General features: G+C 73.7%; 16 protein-coding genes. 7 read left to right on the top strand and 9 right to left on the bottom strand.

Annotated elements, in window-relative coordinates:
• Positions 1–114: 114 nt before the first annotated feature.
• Together ACWD5F_RS31050 and ACWD5F_RS31045 are read right to left on the bottom strand one after the other, a co-directional pair.
• Positions 115–2,133, bottom strand: coding sequence for a phage holin family protein (locus ACWD5F_RS31050; RefSeq protein WP_451259535.1), 2,019 nt, complete (start codon positions 2,131–2,133; stop codon positions 115–117).
• 144 nt (positions 2,134–2,277) lie between these two features.
• Positions 2,278–2,679 (bottom strand): hypothetical protein, encoded by a 402-nt coding sequence (locus ACWD5F_RS31045; protein WP_401729858.1) that lies wholly within the window; start codon positions 2,677–2,679, stop codon positions 2,278–2,280.
• Positions 2,680–2,762: 83 nt separating this feature from the next.
• Between ACWD5F_RS31045 and ACWD5F_RS31040 the strand changes: the two genes are divergently transcribed.
• The 3 genes from ACWD5F_RS31040 (at position 2,763) to ACWD5F_RS31030 (ending at position 5,070) form a co-directional block, all read left to right on the top strand.
• Entirely contained in the window at positions 2,763–3,536 is a 774-nt protein-coding gene (locus ACWD5F_RS31040) for an MBL fold metallo-hydrolase (protein WP_401729860.1), read from the top strand.
• The gene (locus tag ACWD5F_RS31035) at positions 3,533–4,159 is read left to right on the top strand and encodes a DedA family protein (RefSeq protein ID WP_451259373.1); all 627 of its coding nucleotides are present in this window, start codon (positions 3,533–3,535) and stop codon (positions 4,157–4,159) included. The genes ACWD5F_RS31040 and ACWD5F_RS31035 overlap by 4 nt, the downstream gene beginning before the upstream one ends.
• Positions 4,160–4,281: 122 nt before the next feature.
• Positions 4,282–5,070 carry an alpha/beta fold hydrolase gene (locus ACWD5F_RS31030; RefSeq protein ID WP_451259371.1) on the top strand — a complete coding sequence of 263 codons (789 nt, stop codon included), beginning with the start codon at positions 4,282–4,284 and terminating at the stop codon, positions 5,068–5,070.
• A 26-nt stretch (positions 5,071–5,096) separates the two neighbouring features.
• Here ACWD5F_RS31030 and ACWD5F_RS31025 read toward each other — a convergent pair whose 3' ends face one another.
• The 4 genes from ACWD5F_RS31025 to ACWD5F_RS31010 all read right to left on the bottom strand — a co-directional run bounded on the left by ACWD5F_RS31025 (position 5,097) and on the right by ACWD5F_RS31010 (position 9,449).
• Complete coding sequence (locus ACWD5F_RS31025; RefSeq protein ID WP_451259533.1) at positions 5,097–6,125, bottom strand: MBL fold metallo-hydrolase; 1,029 nt, start codon at positions 6,123–6,125, stop codon at positions 5,097–5,099.
• Between the two features lie 47 nt (positions 6,126–6,172).
• Positions 6,173–7,420 carry an aminotransferase class I/II-fold pyridoxal phosphate-dependent enzyme gene (locus ACWD5F_RS31020; protein WP_451259369.1) on the bottom strand — a complete coding sequence of 416 codons (1,248 nt, stop codon included), beginning with the start codon at positions 7,418–7,420 and terminating at the stop codon, positions 6,173–6,175.
• Positions 7,421–7,731: 311 nt separating this feature from the next.
• Positions 7,732–8,421 carry a hypothetical protein gene (locus tag ACWD5F_RS31015; RefSeq protein ID WP_451259368.1) on the bottom strand — a complete coding sequence of 230 codons (690 nt, stop codon included), beginning with the start codon at positions 8,419–8,421 and terminating at the stop codon, positions 7,732–7,734.
• 233 nt (positions 8,422–8,654) lie between these two features.
• Entirely contained in the window at positions 8,655–9,449 is a 795-nt protein-coding gene (locus ACWD5F_RS31010) for an RNA polymerase sigma factor SigF (RefSeq protein WP_401729869.1), read from the bottom strand.
• Positions 9,450–9,691: 242 nt separating this feature from the next.
• On the opposite strand from ACWD5F_RS31010, the gene ACWD5F_RS31005 reads away from it, so the two are divergent.
• Positions 9,692–10,084, top strand: a complete 393-nt coding sequence (locus ACWD5F_RS31005; RefSeq protein WP_451259366.1) for a DUF2795 domain-containing protein — start codon at positions 9,692–9,694, stop codon at positions 10,082–10,084.
• Positions 10,085–10,127: 43 nt separating this feature from the next.
• Here the strand turns inward: ACWD5F_RS31005 and ACWD5F_RS31000 are convergent, their stop codons facing one another.
• The 3 genes from ACWD5F_RS31000 to ACWD5F_RS30990 all read right to left on the bottom strand — a co-directional run bounded on the left by ACWD5F_RS31000 (position 10,128) and on the right by ACWD5F_RS30990 (position 12,797).
• The gene (locus ACWD5F_RS31000; RefSeq protein ID WP_124001763.1) at positions 10,128–10,358 is read right to left on the bottom strand and encodes a DUF6158 family protein; all 231 of its coding nucleotides are present in this window, start codon (positions 10,356–10,358) and stop codon (positions 10,128–10,130) included.
• A gap of 95 nt (positions 10,359–10,453) precedes the next feature.
• Positions 10,454–12,073, bottom strand: coding sequence for an ABC-F family ATP-binding cassette domain-containing protein (locus ACWD5F_RS30995; RefSeq protein ID WP_401729872.1), 1,620 nt, complete (start codon positions 12,071–12,073; stop codon positions 10,454–10,456).
• 76 nt (positions 12,074–12,149) lie between these two features.
• A complete protein-coding gene (locus ACWD5F_RS30990; protein WP_451259363.1) occupies positions 12,150–12,797 on the bottom strand; it encodes a histidine phosphatase family protein in 648 nt (215 codons plus the stop codon).
• 70 nt (positions 12,798–12,867) lie between these two features.
• Here ACWD5F_RS30990 and ACWD5F_RS30985 point away from each other — a divergent pair, with 70 nt between their 5' ends.
• The 3 genes from ACWD5F_RS30985 (at position 12,868) to ACWD5F_RS30975 (ending at position 15,561) form a co-directional block, all read left to right on the top strand.
• Positions 12,868–14,355: a phosphatase PAP2 family protein gene (locus ACWD5F_RS30985; RefSeq protein WP_451259361.1), complete on the top strand. Its 1,488-nt coding sequence runs from the start codon at positions 12,868–12,870 to the stop codon at positions 14,353–14,355.
• 171 nt (positions 14,356–14,526) lie between these two features.
• Entirely contained in the window at positions 14,527–15,348 is an 822-nt protein-coding gene (locus tag ACWD5F_RS30980) for a class I SAM-dependent methyltransferase (RefSeq protein WP_451259360.1), read from the top strand.
• A gap of 42 nt (positions 15,349–15,390) precedes the next feature.
• A complete protein-coding gene (locus ACWD5F_RS30975; RefSeq protein ID WP_451259358.1) occupies positions 15,391–15,561 on the top strand; it encodes a hydrophobic protein in 171 nt (56 codons plus the stop codon).
• Positions 15,562–15,619 lie beyond the last annotated feature (58 nt).

The raw sequence follows: 15,619 nt of genomic DNA, 5'->3' as shown, positions 1-15,619 counted from the left end.
TGCTCCTGGGAGGGTCGAGGGGCGCGCGCGACATGCGACGTCCGATACGACCAGTGTGTGCGGGGAGCCGATCCGACGCAGCCGATTATTCGGCCGCCGGGCCCACGCGAGCCGCTAGGCCGCGCGGTCCTCCCGGGCCGGCAGCGGCACCTGCGGTCCGTCCGTCTCGCGCAGCCAGCGCAGCAGCACCCGGTGCACCGACTCGGCTCCGACCAGCTCGCAGCCCTCCTGGACCGGCGGCGAGAACGCGACCGGGGAGAGCAGGAACGGTCTGCCCTGCGCCCCGCCGAGCCCTCCGTGCGACCCGATCTGCTCCTCGAACGCGAGGACTTCGCCGTCGGCCGGGTCGTGCGCGGAGTTGACCATGATGTCGGCGGTGTGCGGAAAGCCGTGCGTGCGCCGCACGGCGTCGGCCGCGCCCGTCCCGAACGCCCCCAACGGCCCTGGATCCCCGTCGAGTTGGTCCAACGGGATCTCGGCGCCGTACGCCCCGAGCACGACCCCGCCGTGCTCCTCGCTGCGCACCAGCAGGAAGCCGATGCCGGGGTGGTTGGCGAGCGTGGTCAGCAGGGCGGGGTGGCGGGCGTCGATCTCCTCCTTGCTCATCCGGTGCGGCACGTCCGGGAAGGAGACCAGGCCGAGGTTGCCCGAGGCCAGGACGATCGGCTCCGAGCGGCGGGAGGGCCGGTGCTGTTCGCCGCCCTCCTCGACCGGGCGGCGCAGCGCGGCCCGTACGGCGGCGCGCGCCTCGGCCCCGCTGTGCGTGCGCCGCGCCTTGCGCGGCACGGGCAGCCCGCAGCCGGCCCGCACCAGTTCGCCGAGGCCGAGGCCGTAGCGGGACCGGAAGGTCTCGCCCGGGCTCTGGCCGTGGTCGGAGAGCAGGACGATCCGGTACGGCCGCGGGGCGTGCTCCGAGGCGTTCTGGATCAGCGCGAGCGAGCGGTCGAGCCGGGCGAGGACCTTCTCGGCGTCCCGGCCGTGCGGCCCGGAGTGGTGCGCCACCTCGTCGTACGCCACCAGGTCCGCGTAGACGGAGGTGCGCCCGGCGAACATGTCGCCGATCACCGCGGCGACGACGACATCGCGTTCGACGACGGTCGCGAAGGCGCGGATGAGGGGGTAGAGGCCGCCGCGCTTGACGCGCGGGCGCTGCTTGCAGGCCCGGGAACGGGTGGACTGGCCGATCTCGCGGCCGACCTCGGCGACGAAGGACATCGCGGTGCGCACGGCGTTGGCGGGGTCGGCGAAGTACGCGAAGTAGCCCGCCCTGGACCGGTTCTCGCGCCCGCGCCTGCGGGTGGCGATGGACAGGACGAGGGCCTGTTCGTCGGCGCCGCCGCTGAACAGGTTGCCGCGGCTGGCGCCGTCGGCGCTGAGCAGGCCGCCGTCGCCGGTGCGCTCGACGGCGCGGCGCTGGAGTTCGGCGGCGCTGGTCGGCCGGTTGCAGACCATGACCTCGCGGGTGTCCTTCTCGTACCAGCGGAAGGCGGGCACGTCGAAGTTGCTGCCGTGCAGGATGCCGAGCTGGCTGGCGCCGGTCTGGCTGGACCAGTCGGTGCGCCACGGGGTGAGCCGGTGACTGCCCTCCAGCCAGCCGGCGACGGTCGGCATCAGGCCCTTGCCGACGGCGGCGAGCAGCACGTCGTGGCCGACGCCGTCGAGTTGCAGGAAGACGGTGCCGGGGCTGGACGGACCGGTCGGGCCGCGGTCGCGGCGGCGGTCGGCGAGACGGTAGAGGCGGCGGCGGTAGGCGTCGTCGTCGCGGACGGCCAGCGCACCGCCAGTGGCGGAGGCGACGGCCGACATCACGGCGGCCACCACGACGGCGGTCTCCGGGGCCACCTCACCCCGTCCCGACGGGTTGATGCGCAGCGCGATCAGCAGCAGCGACCCGTTGAGCACGAACACCAACAGGCCCAGGACCAGGGCGGGTACGAGCAGCAGCAGCCGGACGAGCAGCGGCCACACCAGTGCCGACAGCAGACCGAAGGCGCCGGCGCCGAATGCCGCGGTGACCGCTATCCGGGTCGCGCTGTCGCCGTCCGGTGACTGGATCTGGAAGTCCGGCAGGATCCCGGCGAGCACGAGCATGGTGACCGTGGAGACGGCCCACACGGCGATGCTGCGCCCCATCTGACTGGCGATCCGCCGCCAACGCCCGCCACGCACGCCCTGCCACCTCACGTCCCGGCCCGACGCCGGAGCGGGCCCCTGTCTCCCTACCCTGTCATACGGCCCGGACCGACCGGTTTCCCGACAGGAGCCGCTTGTATCGGGTCAGCGGCCGTCGTATCCCGCCGTCGGCATCGACAGACGGCGATGCACCCGCGCCTTCATCTGCGCGTCGTAGGCCGGCTCCGCGGACCCCACGGTCTCCACCCGCACCCCGCGTCGCGCGCACTCCGCGGTGAACTCCTCGACGGACGACAGCGCGCTCTCCAGGACCCGTCGGCTGGGCGCCACGAACAGGTCGGACCCGGGCCGGACCCCGTCCCACAGCACACAGTGGTCGGCCCGCAGCCCTCGGACCAGAAGCTCCCGGCTGACGATGAAGCCCCGCTCGGCGGCCCAGCGGGCACACATGGCGTGCTGGCTGCGGGAGTCCACCAGGAAGGGGTCGTCGTCCAGCTCTTCGAGCGGCGTCAGACTCGCGATCGCAGTGACCCGCACCGGTCCCATGGCGTCCCCCTCACCTCCGGGTTTCGCCGCCGACCCTACTCCAGCCCGTAGGCTTCGGGGAGTCGCGCGAAGGAGGCAAAGAAGTGCCGGTGGAGATCACCTGGTGGGGTCACGCCACCTGCACGGTCGCGGACTCGGGCGTACGTGTGCTCACCGATCCCCTGTTCGCACGCCGGCTCGCGCATCTGCGCCGCCGGCGCGGGGCGGTCCCGACGGCCGACGCGCGGCGCGCGGACCTGGTCCTGGTCTCCCATCTGCACGCCGACCACCTGCACGTTCCCTCTCTTGAACGGCTCGATCCGGGCACGCGCCTGCTGGTGCCCCGGGGCGCACCACGGGCGGTACCGGGGCTGCGCCGGCTCACTCAGCTGTCGGTGACCGAGGTGGCGCCCGGGGACGTGATCCCGGTGGGTGACGTGGTGGTACGGGTGGTGCCGGCGCGGCACGACGGGCGGCGGCTGCCGGTCGGTCCGCACCGCTCGCCCGCGCTCGGCTACGTCGTCGAGGGCGAGGCCCGGACGTATTTCGCCGGGGACACCGGCCTGTTCGACTCGATGGCGAAGGAGGTCGGGCCGGTCGACGTGGCACTGCTGCCGGTCGGCGGCTGGGGCCCGTATCTCGGCGAGGGGCATCTGGACGCGGGGCGGGCGGCCGAGGCGCTGGCCCGGCTGGCGCCGCGCAGTGCGGTGCCGGTGCACTACGGCACGTACTGGCCGATCGGGATGGACGCGGTGCGCCCCCATGAATTCCACGCCCCCGGAGAGGAGTTCGTACGCATCGCGGCCGAGCGCGCGCCCGACGTGGCCGTGCATCTGCTCGGGCACGGGGAGAGCGTGCGCGTGGGAGTCGCCCGGTGATAGCGCTGGCCGCGGCCTCGACGACGACCGCGCCCGAGACCGCGCAGCAGGCGATCGGGTATCCGACGCTGTTCCTGCTGGTGCTGCTCGGGGCGCTGGTGCCGGTGGTGCCGACGGGGGCGCTGGTGAGTTCGGCAGCCGTGGTGGCCATCCATCAGACGGCGCCGCTCGCGATGGTGCTGGTCTTCGTGACGGCGTCACTGGCCGCGTTCCTCGGCGACGCGACGCTGTACTGGCTGGGGCGACGGGGCCTGCACTCGAAGAACGGCTCGCGCTGGCTGGAGGCGATCCGCTCCCGAGCGCCGGAGGAGCGCCTCACCCAGGCGCAGGAGAAGCTCGCCGACCACGGAGTGGCGGTACTGATCCTGTCCCGCCTTGTCCCGGCGGGCCGCCTCCCGGTCATGCTGGCCTGTCTCCTGGCCCGCTGGCCGATGCGCCGCTTCGCCCGCGGCAACCTCCCGGCCTGTCTCGCCTGGGCCGTCACCTACCAACTGATCGGCGTCCTCGGCGGCTCCCTCTTCAACGAGCCCTGGGAGGGCGTGGTCGCCGCGGTCGCCCTGACGGTGGTGATCAGCACGGCACCGACTCTCTGGCGCCGGGTACGGAAGCCCAGGGCGGCTTAGAACGAGGATCGGGCGCAGGCGTATCGCACCGACACCTCCCGAGCACGGGGTGGCGGGAACGCGGTATCGGTCGGCGGGTCGGTGCGTACCCGGCTCCGGGGTCCGCGGGCTACGTTCGGGCGATGGCACAGATCAGTTATCGGGCCGGGGACGGCTGCGCCCTGCACGGCATGACACTGGGCGACGGCCCGCCGCTGGTCCTTCTGCACGCGGGCGGCCCCGATCACGAGAGCATGCTCCCGTTGGCCGAACTGCTCGCCGACCGTTGGCTGGTCGTCCTGCCCGACCTGCGGGGCTACGGGCGTTCGGTGTGCCGGGATCCGGAGCGCTTCACCTGGGACCGGTACGCCGAGGACGTCATCGGGCTCCTCGACCACCTCGGGCTCCCGGACGCCGTACTCGCCGGCGCGGGGATCGGCTCCACGGTCACGCTCCGGACCGCGGCCGCGTACCCGGCGCGCGTGCGGGCCGCCGTGCTGATCGGGGTCGAGGACATCGAGGACGACGAGGCGAAGGAGGCGGAGATCCGGTTCCTCGACGCGTTCGCCGAGCGGGTCGCGGCCGACGGCATCGAGGCGGGCTGGGCGCCGATCCTCGCCGCGCTCCCGCCCGTCGTCGGCGCCATGGTGCGGGACGCCATCCCGCGCTCGGACCCCGCCAGCATCGTGGCCGCGGCGGCGATCGGTCACGACCGCTCCTTCCACGGCGTCGCCGAACTGGCCACGATCACCGCGCCGACCTTGGTCTTCCCCGGCGCCGACCCCCGCCACCCGGCCGCCCTGGCCGAGGAGGCCGCCGCCGCTCTCCCGCACGGCGAGCTGGCCACGGTCCGGATCGACGGGGAGCTCCGCACCGCCGAGGACCTGGCCCGCGCGACGGCCCCTACGATCCGAGCGTTCCTCGGACCGTAGGGGCCTGCGTTCGCCGACCTATCCGCTCACTCCCCCAGCACGCGCGACCCTCCCACCGGCAGGTCCCACAGGTCCTCTCGCGCGAGACCCGCCTTCTCCCACGCCGTGCGTACGCGCGTGAGGGGTTCCAGGACCGGTTCCGCCGAGAGGACGAACGTGCCCCAGTGCATGGGGGCCATCCGACGGGCGCCGAGGTCCTGGGTGGCGCGGACCGCCTCCTCGGGATCGCAGTGGACGTCACTGAGCCACCAACGGGGGTCATAGGCCCCGATGGGCAGCAGGGCGAGATCGATGCCCGGGTAACGGCTGCCGATACGGTCGAACCAGTGGCCGTACCCCGTGTCGCCGGCGAAGTACACGCGCTGTCCGTCGCGGGCGGTCAGCACCCAACCGCCCCACAGCGTGCGGCAGGTGTCGGTGAGGGAGCGCTTGGACCAGTGGTGGGCGGGGACGAAGTCGAAGCGGACGCCGTCCAGTTCGGCCGCCTCCCACCAGTCCAGTTCCGTCACGGCGGTGAATCTGCGGCGGCGGAACCAGCGGGCGAGCCCGGCCGGCACGAACACCGGGGTGTCGCGCGGGAGTCGGCGCAGGGTGGGGGCGTCCAGGTGGTCGTAGTGGTTATGGCTGATGACGACCGCGTCGACACGCGGCAGGGCGCTCCAGGCGACCCCGACCGGGGTGATGCGGGCGGGTGTGCCGAGGATGCGGCGGGACCAGACCGGGTCGGTGAGGACGGTGAGGCCGCCGATCCGGACGACCCAACTGGCGTGTCCCGCCCAGGAGACGGCGACCGTGCGGGCGTCGACCCGGGGCAGCGGACCGGGTTCGAAGGGGAGCCGGGGGATGTCGGCGAGGCCCTCGCGCCCGGGGCGCACGGAACCCTCGCGGGCGAAGCGGGCCGTGGCCTTGAGGCCGGGCAACGGGGCGGTCAGACGGTCGTGGAAGGTCCGCGGCCACACCCGCCGCTCACCCTGCGGACGGGGCTCGGCGAGCGGCGGTGAGGGCGGCGGCGGGGCCAGCGGGGACAACGGTGTCATCGGGAGCGTGGAGGGCATGGTCGTCTGCGGTGTCGTACTCGTGGTGGTCGACTCTGACTGTTGCGTCATCGAGGAGGCTCCCATCGCTGAGCGTCGTCGCGGAGATCGTCGAAGACCGACTTCAGTCGGATCAACGCGCGTTGCACGTGTGGCAGTTCCAACGGCGTGGGTGACGTGAGGCATTCCGCGCGTTCGTCGTCCGTACGGCCCAGCAGCGGGCCGGTGGACAACCGGACGCGCAGGGCGCCGAGTTCGTCGCCGAAGCGGTGACCGCCGGGCGCGGGCATGCCGAGCCGGGCGGCGAGGAAGTCCTCCAGCTCCTGGGCGTCGCCCACGCCGTGCGCCGTGAGTGCGGGGCGCAGCGGGTCCAGGTCGACGTACAGGTGGCGGCCCGCCTGCGGGGGACGGGACACCGCGCCGGCCTCGACGACCGCGTGGTGCGCGGCGGCGGCCACGCGCGCGTGGAGGCGTACGGCGGCGGCGAGACGCGCGGTGACCGGCGCGGGTTCCGTCAGAGCGTAAGCGGCCGGCGCGGCGACGGGGCCGGCGATCCAGGCGCCCATGGCGGTGAGTACGTCGAGCACGCGTGCGTGGAGGGCGGTTCCGTCCTCGTCGGCCGGGAAGCGGGCGATGGCGGCCGGCCAGCCCGCCGGCAGCAGGGCGCCGGCCAGGTCGGTGACGACGGTGACCCGGTCGGGCCGCATCTCGGCGGGGCTGAGCTGCACGGAGTCGTGCGGGGCGTGCACGGTGTCGCGCCAGGTCTCGTCGCTGACCACGTGCAGCCCCGCCTCGACGGCGGCCTCCACGCACGCGTGCAGCACGTCGGGCGGCGCCACGGTCGCGGTCGGGTCGTCGGCGACGGACAGCACCAGCAGCCGCGGATCCCCGCCCTCGGCCCGCACCCGGCGCACGGTCTCCAGCAGGGCGTACGGATCCGGCACACCCCCGCACTCGGCCGGCGTCGCCACGTGGAAGACGGGCCTGCCCAGCAGTCGTGCGTACGGCGCCCACCAGGCCGCGCACGGCCGGGGCACCAGGACGTCGCCGCCGAGGGCCGCGGTCAGCGCGAGCAGCAGGGCGGGGGCGCCGGGTCCCGCGGCGACCCCGGCGGGTTCGACGGGCAGTCCGCGGCGCTGCCAGTAGCCGCAGGCCGCCTCCCGCAGTGCGGTGCCGCCGCCGACCGGCTCCCCGTCGGCGGTGGCCGCCGCGGCGGCGAGTGCGGCGCCGAGCTCGGGCAGCACGGGCAGCCCGTCCTCGGGGAGATGCGGCCCGTAGCGGACGGGGCCGTGGCCTTCCGGGGCCGTCCGCCGCATACGTACCTCCGCGCCGTGCCTGCTGCCGTGTCCGTCGCCCTCGGAGACCGTGGGACGTCCGTCCGCCCCCGGCCGCGTCCCGGTCCCCGGCCCCGTGTCCATCCCCGTCCCCCCGTCCGGTGCGTCCGCGCCCGGTAAGCCGCCTCCCCGTCGCCGTCCCGCCGGCTGTTCCCGCCGCCACGCACGGTGGTCACCGGTGCGTACGAGGCAGGTCGTGCCGTCGGGATCCGCGTACCCGGCGTGACTGACGCCGGCAGGTGTCCGCAGGGTTGCTCCGGTCGCCCGGGCGGTGCCGGACGCGGGCCGCCGGGTCACCTGTCCACGGCGGCGTCCCGGTGGCGCAGCCGGTACGCGGCGGCACCCAGGCCGCCCGCGATCAGGACGCCGCCGGCGACCAGGGCGGGCACGGAGTCGGTGAACGTGCCGCCCTCGCCGGCCTCGACGCCGCGCTGGACGGGGGCGGCGGCACAGTCCTCGGTGCGCGGCTCGACCCGGGTGTCGGTGCGGGGCTGGACCCAGGTGTCGGCGTGGGGTCCGGCGCAGGTCCGGCCGCCGCCGTCGCCGCCACCGCCGTTCCCGCGGGTCACCGTGAAGGTGGCGCTCCAGGCCTTGCCCTGGCCGCCGGGCGCCGCCGGGCAGGTGCCGTCGACGGTCCACGCGGAGTCCCGGGTGACCGCGTTCGGGCCGCGGTCCGGGAAGTCGTCGGCGGGGGCGATGCGGGCGGTGCCGCGGTAGGCGGGCCCGGCGATCGCGTCGTCGTTGCCGGCCACGCGCTGGAGCTGGACGGTGCCGTCGTCGAAGGCCTGCGAGGTCGCGTCGAGGGTGGCGGGCGCGGTGCCGCTCGTGGCGTCGCAGGAGACCGAGACGGTGACGCTGCCGCCCGGGGAGGCGTTGCTCGGGCTGACCTCCGCGGCCGGGTCCGCGAAGGCGGCCGAGGCGGCGGCGCCGAGCGCGGCACCGGCCAGGGCGGCGGCGGACAGGACACGGGCGGTGCGGCGCATGGGAAGGGCTCCTTCGGCCGGCGGCTGCGGGGACACGGAGTTCGTGTCCCCGCAGCCATCACAGCCCGCCCGACGGCGCCGCGCGCGCGGCCGGACACCATTCGCGGGACGCGCACGGCCGACCGGGTGACATGCGGAACGCTCCCCCGTGGACCCACGGGGGAGCGTCTCACCGAACCAGAACTCGAACCCGAACTCGTACCTGAGCCCGAACTCGAACCCGACCCCTTCGCCTAGGCCGCGCCGCTCATGACCTGCTCGCGCACCTGGGTGCAGCAGCGGTTGATGAGCCGGGAGACGTGCATCTGGGAGATGCCCAGCTGCTCGGCGATGCGGCTCTGGGTCATGTCGTCGAAGAACCGCATGTAGAGGATGGTCCGCTCACGCTCGGGCAGGGCGGCGAGGCGGGGCGCGACGGCCTCGCGGTCCACCACCGTGTCCAGTCGCCCGTCGGGCGCGCCGAGCGCGTCGCTCAGGGAGTAGCCGTCGTTGCTGCCGGGCAGCTCCGCGTCGAGCGAGAGCGCCGTGAAGCTCTCCAGCGCCTCCAGTCCCGCCCGCGCGTCCTCCTCGCTCATGTTCGCCTGCGCGGCGATCTCCGCGACGGTGGGGCGGCGGCCGGAGATGGTCTGGGACAGGTCCTGGCCGGCGAACCGGACCCGGTTGCGCAGGTCCTGGACGCGGCGCGGCACGTGCACGGTCCACATGTGGTCCCGGAAGTGCCGCTTGATCTCGCCGGTGATGGTGGGGACGGCGTAGCTCTCGAAGGCGTTCCCCAGGGCCGGGTCGTACCGGTCGACAGCCTTGACCAGGCCGAGGGCCGCGACCTGGCGCAGGTCCTCGAAGCTCTCGCCACGGCTGCGGAAGCGTCCCGCGAGCCGGTCGGCCATCGGCAGCCAGGCCTCGACCAACTTCTCGCGCAGGGTGTCGCGTTGCTGGCCGGCGGGCAGCGCGGCGAGCGTACGGAAGGCCTCCGCGGTGTCGGGGGCGTCGTCGTGCGGGTGGTGCTTCGCGCTCACTTTGGTGGGCATGGTTGCGTCGCAACTCCCTCGGTGCTGCTTCGGGTGAAGGTCACCGTGGGAAGTGCGGCCGGCATCCGGGCGGACACGGCCGTGGCGGCGATAGAGCCGTTCCCACGGACGTGCCTCCGGTCCGAAGCACTTGACCTCCGCCTGCCCTCGACTTCTCCGGGCAAACACCCGTGTCGACGACCGCTGTTCGGGTAGGCGCCGCACACGCACCGAAGATCCGTCCGAAGACCCAGGAGGGACACATGCAGCGAGGCAGCAACCGGCTCAGCGCCCACCGAGACGAGGAGTTGAAGCACGAACTGCGGGACCTGCTCAGGTCCGGTCACCCCACCCGGGCCGAGGAGCGGCACGGCTCCGAGCCGGCCGCCGAGGACGACCCGGAACTCGCGGGCGGTCCGATCGCACCCGGCAGCCCGTCCACGCCCCCGGAGGCGATCCGCCTGGAGCTCTCCCGCTATCTGGGCCGCCACTCGTTCCCGGCCGACCCGTTCGCCCTGGCCCTCACCCTCCAGGACGCGCACGCGCCCGACGCCCTGGCCGACCCGGTGGCACGCCTGCCCCACACGGCCCGCTACACCAGCGTCCAGGAACTGACCGACGCCCTCGTCGGCGCGGACCCGGAGCGGCGCGGGTAGGTCGGCGGGGCAGATCAGCCGCCGCCGGAGCGGCGCGGGTGGGTCAGCTGCCGGAGGACCGCTCCCGCGCCCCTTCGCGGGTGCGGCCCGCGGCGACCATGCGCTCGGGATTGCGGCGCAGGAACTCGCCCTCCAGTGACGCCATGCGGACGTTGTGCGCCCGCAGGGCGTCGACGGAGCCGTGCAGCAGGGTGTCGTGGCGCGTGCGGTGGATCGTCTCCAGCTCCTTCATGAGCTGCTGGTCGTCCAGTCGGCTGGGCTCGACTCCGGTCATCGTGGTGCCCCGCTCGTCGTGGGTACGGCTCCGGAAGGGTGCCGTGGAGCCGGCGTCTCCTCGTCCACTGTACGAACAACCGGCCGGCCCCGCGCCTAGCGGACCCGCTCCACCCGCCGCTCGTCCCACACCGGCTCCGGCGTCTCCCTGACCCGGCCGTCGCTCCCGAAGACCAGATAGCGGTCGAAGGAACGGGCGAACCAGCGGTCGTGGGTGACCGCGAGGACCGTGCCGTCGAAGGCCTCCAGGCCCTCCTGGAGCGCCTCGGCGGATTCCAGGTCGAGGTTGTCGGTGGGCTCGTCGAGGAGGAGGGCGGTGACACCCTCCAGCTCCAGGAGGAGGATCTGGAAGCGGGCCTGCTGGCCTCCGGAGAGGCGGTCGAAGGTCTGCTCGGCCTGGTTCGTCAGCTCGTAGCGGCGCAGTCGGGAGGAGGCCGCGCCCCGGTCCTGGGAGTGCTCCGACCACAGGATGTCCAGGAGTTTGCGGCCCCGCAGTTCGGGGTGGGCGTGGGTCTGGGCGAAGTGGCCCGGCACGACCCGCGCACCCAGCTTCCACTCCCCCGTGTGCGCCACCTCGTCGCCGGCCAGCAGCCGCAGGAAGTGCGACTTGCCGGAGCCGTTGGAGCCGAGGACGGCGACCCGCTCGCCGTAGAAGACCTCCAGGTCGAAGGGCTTCATCAGACCGGTCAGTTCAAGTCCCTTGCAGGTGACCGCCCTTACGCCGGTACGGCCGCCCTTGAGCCGCATCGTGATGTCCTGCTCGCGCGGCGGCTCCGGCGGCGGTCCCGCCTCCTCGAACTTGCGCAGTCGCGTCTGTGCGGCCTGGTACCGGGACGCCAACTCATGGCTGATGGAGGCCGCCTGACGGAGATTCAGCACCAGCTTCTTCAGCTGCGCGTGCTTCTCGTCCCAGCGGCGCCGCAACTCCTCGAAGCGGGCGAAGCGTTCGCGCCGGGCCTCGTGATAGGTGGCGAAACCGGCCCCGTGCACCCAGGCGTCGGCGCCGGCCGGCGAGGGCTCGACGGAGACGATCTTCTCGGCGGCGCGGGAGAGGAGTTCGCGGTCGTGGGAGACGAAGAGCACCGTCTTGCGGGTCTCCTTCAGCCGCTCCTCCAGCCACCGTTTGCCGGGCACGTCCAGGTAGTTGTCCGGCTCGTCGAGCAGCAGCACCTCGTCGGCGCCGCGCAGCAGCGCCTCCAGGACGAGCCGCTTCTGCTCACCGCCGGAGAGAGTGCTCACCTGCCGGAACTGCGCCTTGTCGTACGGCACGCCCAGCGCGGCCATGGTGCACATGTCCCACAGGGTCTCGAACTCGTAGCCGTGCACCTCGGCCCAGTCGGACAGGGCCTGCGCGTACTGGAGTTGGGCCGCCTCGTCGTCGACGGTCATGATGAGGTGCTCGGCCCGGTCGACGGCCCCCGCCGCCTCCTGGATGCGCGCCGGGGCGACCGACACCAGCAGGTCGCGTACGGTCGTCTCGTCCCGTACCGACCCCACGAACTGCCGCATCACGCCCAGGCCGCCGCTGACGGTGACGGTCCCGCCGTGCGGTTTCAGCTCGCCGGAGATCAGCCGGAGCAGGGTCGTCTTGCCCGCGCCGTTGGGCCCGACCAGGGCCACGACGGCCCCTTCGCCCACCCGGAACGACACATCGCCGAGCAGCGCCCTCCCGTCGGGGAGGTAGTACTCGAGGTGTGCGGCTTCCAGATGTCCCATGAACAGGCATTCTGCGGGCCGCCCGGCGGGTCGGGCAAACCGTTATCCCGCCCGGCCCGTCTGTCGAAAAGCGGGCTCAGTCCAACGCCTGCCCGGCCGGTCCGCCCTCGCCGGCCGGGGTCACCACCGCGCCCGCCCAGGAGACGGCCTTCCAGCCGTCGGCGGGCGAGCCCTCCAGGACGACCACGCCGGTGTTGTCGAGGGGGTGGGCGGCGGCGAAGGGGACGTCCACGTTGTCGGCGCGGGCCGCGGTCCACATCCGGATGGCCGCGCCGTGGCTGACCATGGCGACCGTCCCGGCCCCGCTGTCGGCGGCCTCGGCGACGACGGCGTCGTAGCGGGCGAGCGCCTCGGCGCCGCTCTCGCCGCCCGGCATCCTCAGCTCGGTGTCCCCGGCGGCCCAGGCGAACACCGTGCGCATGTAGATCCGGGCCCGCTCCGAGTCGCCCGGGAGCATCTCCAGGTCGCCCGCGGACAGCTCGCGGATGCCGGCCCTGACGACCACGTCGAGGCCCCGCGCGGCGGCCAGCGGGGCGGCCGTGAGCTGCGTACGGACCATGGTGGAGGCGTAGAGGGCCTCGATGTCCTCGTCGGCGAGCGCCTCGGGCAGGGCGGCGGCCTGCTGCTCGCCCAGGGCGGTCAGACCGGGTCCCGGGATCGCCGTGTCCAGGACGAAGGCGACGTTGGACGGCGTCTGGCCGTGGCGGACGAGAATCAGACGCATGCGGGGACCCTCCGGGTGTCGGTTGCCGTCCGCCGGACAAGAAACGGCGAGTTCAGGGTAGCGGGACCATATGAGCCCAGACGTCGACCTCACCCTTCCCAAGCCCGGCCTGCATCCGCTGCGGGACCGGCTGCTCGCGCTCGACTCCAGGCTGTTCGAGTTCGCGGCCGAGCGGAACTGGCCGGCCGCGGAGCCCGTCCTGCCGCGGCTGAGCCGGGCGGCGAACCACGGCGTGCTGTGGTTCGTCGCGGCGGCGGCCCTGACCGCGGCCCGCACCCCGCGCTCCCGGCGCGCCGCCGCCCGCGGGCTCGCCTCCCTGAGCGTGGCCTCGCTGACCATCAACACGATCGGCAAGCGGTCGATACGGCGACCGCGCCCCGTCCTGGATCCCGTACCGGTCGCCCGGCAGCTGAAGCGGCAGCCGATCACCACGTCCTTCCCCTCCGGTCACGCCGCGTCGGCGGCGGCCTTCGCGACCGGGGTGGCCCTGGAGTCGCCCGCCTGGGGCGCCGCGATCGGCCCGATCGCGTTCTCGGTGGCGATGTCCCGCGTCTACACGGGCGTCCACTTCCCGAGCGATGTGCTCGCGGGCGCCGTCCTCGGCACGGTCGCCGGATTCGCCGTACGGGGTCTGGTGCCCACCCGGGTCCAGTCGGTCTCGCCGGCCCGGCCCCGTACCGAGTTGCCGACGCTGCCGGACGGCGAGGGTCTGGTCATGGTCGCCAACATCGCCTCGGGCACCGCCGACCGGGTGCGCGCGCTGAGCGACAGTCTGCCGCTTGCCGAGATCGTCGAGTGCGAACCGGCCGACATACAGGCCGAGTTGGAGAAGGCGGCGGCCCGCGCCACGGTGCTCGGCGTGTGCGGCGGCGACGGCACGGTGAACACCGCGGCCGGGATCGCCCTGCGCCACGACCTGCCGCTCGCCGTGCTGCCCGGCGGCACCCTCAACCACTTCGCCTACGACCTGGGCGTGGAGGACGCCCGCACCCTGGCCCGCGCGATCCAGGGCGGCGAGGGCGTGCGGGTGGACGTCGCCCGGTTCGACGCCGGCGGCACCAAGGGCATCTTCCTCAACACCTTCAGCCTGGGCGTCTATCCGGAGCTGGTGCGTGAGCGGGAGCGCTGGTCGGACCGGATCGGCAGCTGGCCGGCCGGGGTGGTCGGGGCGCTGCGGGTGCTGCGGACGGACCAGCACCCGCTGCAGGCCGAGGTCGGCGGCAAGACCCACCCGCTGTGGCTGCTGTTCGTCGGCAACGGCACCTACCACCGGATGGGCCTGGCTCCGGCCCGTCGGCTCGACCTCGCGGACGGCCGGCTCGACGTCCGTGTGGTGCACGGCGGCCGGCGCCCCGCGCTGCGGCTGCTCGCCGCCGCGGCCGCGGGCCCGCTGACCCGCTCCCCCGCGCACGCGGCGGTCCAGGTCACGCGACTGCGCCTGGACGGCGTGGCCCCGGGGACGCTTCTCGCCTACGACGGCGAGGTCACCGAGGCGACCGGCCGGGTGACGGTGGAGAAGCTGCCGCACGCGCTGCGGGTCTACCGCCCGCTGCCGTGACCCCCGCGCCCTGCCCCGATGTGGACTGACAGACCGCAAGTTGACTGACGGTCCGTCAGTCCACATCGTAATATCCGGGTCTCATCATTCGGCATGCGCGCGTACCGTGAGACGTACCGCCGACGGGGTCGTGAGCGCCCCGCGAGCAGGTACGTCGAGAGGGGACCAGCCATGTCCAGGCCGCAGGAGACCGCCGTCTACACGCACGGCCACCACGAGTCGGTGCTGCGTTCGCACACCTGGCGGACCGCCGCCAACTCCGCGGCCTACCTGCTCGGTTCGCTGAAGCCGCACATGAAGATCCTGGACATCGGCTGCGGCCCCGGCACGATCACCGCCGACCTCGCGGAACTGGTCCCCGACGGGCACGTCACCGGTGTCGACCAGGCACCCGGCATCCTGGAGCAGGCGCGGGCGACGGCGGCCGAACGGGGCCTGGCCAACGTCGACTTCGCGGTCGCCGACGTCCACGCGCTGGACTTCCCGGACGACACGTTCTGCGTGGTCCACGCCCACCAGGTGCTCCAGCACGTGGGCGATCCCGTGCAGGCGCTGCGAGAGATGAAGCGGGTCACCAAACCGACCGGCTTCATCGCCGTCCGCGACGGGGACTACGCGGCCATGACCTGGTACCCGGCGTCCCGAGGGATGGACGACTGGCTGGACCTGTACCGGCGGGTGGCCCGGGCCAACGGCGGCGAGCCGGACGCCGGGCGGCGGCTGAAGTCCTGGGCGCTGGCGGCGGGGCTGACCGACATCACGGCGACCTCCTCCACCTGGACCTTCTCCACGGCCGAGGAACGGGCCTGGTGGAGCGGTCTGTGGGCGGACCGGACGCTGGCGTCGGCGTACGCCGAGCGGGCCACGGAGGGCGGACACGCGACCCCTGAGCAGCTGCGGGCCGCGTCGGAGGCCTGGCGGGAGTGGGGCCGGCGGGAGGACGGCTGGTTCTCCGTCCTGCATGCGGAGATCCTGTGCCGGAAGGACGTCTGAATCTCCGTCTTCGGGTTACTCGGAGGGCAGGAGGTTCACAACATGGTTCCGATTCTGCTTGTCCTGCTTCTTGTCCTGGTCCTGTTCGGTGCGGGCTTCGCGTTGAAGCTGCTCTGGTGGGTCGCACTGGTGGTTCTGGTGCTGTGGGTGCTCGGCTTCCTGATGCGCGGTACGACATCGTCCGGCGGTCGCAATCGCTGGTACCGATGGTGACTCGGTACCCATAGGGACACCCATGGCGGGTCACCCACGGTGAGTCGGGGGGCGCGGC

The organism is Streptomyces sp. NPDC002499, assembly GCF_053595415.1.
The sequence above is the reverse complement of the archived record's forward strand: the minus strand, read 5'-3'. Positions and strand labels throughout refer to the sequence as shown.

Excerpts from the sequence above, each read along its gene's own strand:
- ACWD5F_RS31050 (WP_451259535.1), bottom strand. The coding sequence starts at position 2,133 with ATGGGGCGCAGCATCGCCGTGTGGGCCGTCTCCACGGTCACCATGCTC.
- ACWD5F_RS31045 (WP_401729858.1), bottom strand. The coding sequence starts at position 2,679 with ATGGGACCGGTGCGGGTCACTGCGATCGCGAGTCTGACGCCGCTCGAA.
- ACWD5F_RS31030 (WP_451259371.1), top strand. The coding sequence starts at position 4,282 with ATGGCACAGATCAGTTATCGGGCCGGGGACGGCTGCGCCCTGCACGGC.
- ACWD5F_RS31025 (WP_451259533.1), bottom strand. The coding sequence starts at position 6,125 with ATGCCCTCCACGCTCCCGATGACACCGTTGTCCCCGCTGGCCCCGCCG.
- ACWD5F_RS31020 (WP_451259369.1), bottom strand. The coding sequence starts at position 7,420 with ATGCGGCGGACGGCCCCGGAAGGCCACGGCCCCGTCCGCTACGGGCCG.
- ACWD5F_RS31015 (WP_451259368.1), bottom strand. The coding sequence starts at position 8,421 with ATGCGCCGCACCGCCCGTGTCCTGTCCGCCGCCGCCCTGGCCGGTGCC.
- ACWD5F_RS31010 (WP_401729869.1), bottom strand. The coding sequence starts at position 9,449 with ATGCCCACCAAAGTGAGCGCGAAGCACCACCCGCACGACGACGCCCCC.
- ACWD5F_RS31005 (WP_451259366.1), top strand. The coding sequence starts at position 9,692 with ATGCAGCGAGGCAGCAACCGGCTCAGCGCCCACCGAGACGAGGAGTTG.
- ACWD5F_RS31000 (WP_124001763.1), bottom strand. The coding sequence starts at position 10,358 with ATGACCGGAGTCGAGCCCAGCCGACTGGACGACCAGCAGCTCATGAAG.
- ACWD5F_RS30995 (WP_401729872.1), bottom strand. The coding sequence starts at position 12,073 with ATGGGACATCTGGAAGCCGCACACCTCGAGTACTACCTCCCCGACGGG.
- ACWD5F_RS30990 (WP_451259363.1), bottom strand. The coding sequence starts at position 12,797 with ATGCGTCTGATTCTCGTCCGCCACGGCCAGACGCCGTCCAACGTCGCC.
- ACWD5F_RS30985 (WP_451259361.1), top strand. The coding sequence starts at position 12,868 with ATGAGCCCAGACGTCGACCTCACCCTTCCCAAGCCCGGCCTGCATCCG.
- ACWD5F_RS30980 (WP_451259360.1), top strand. The coding sequence starts at position 14,527 with ATGTCCAGGCCGCAGGAGACCGCCGTCTACACGCACGGCCACCACGAG.
- ACWD5F_RS30975 (WP_451259358.1), top strand. The coding sequence starts at position 15,391 with ATGGTTCCGATTCTGCTTGTCCTGCTTCTTGTCCTGGTCCTGTTCGGT.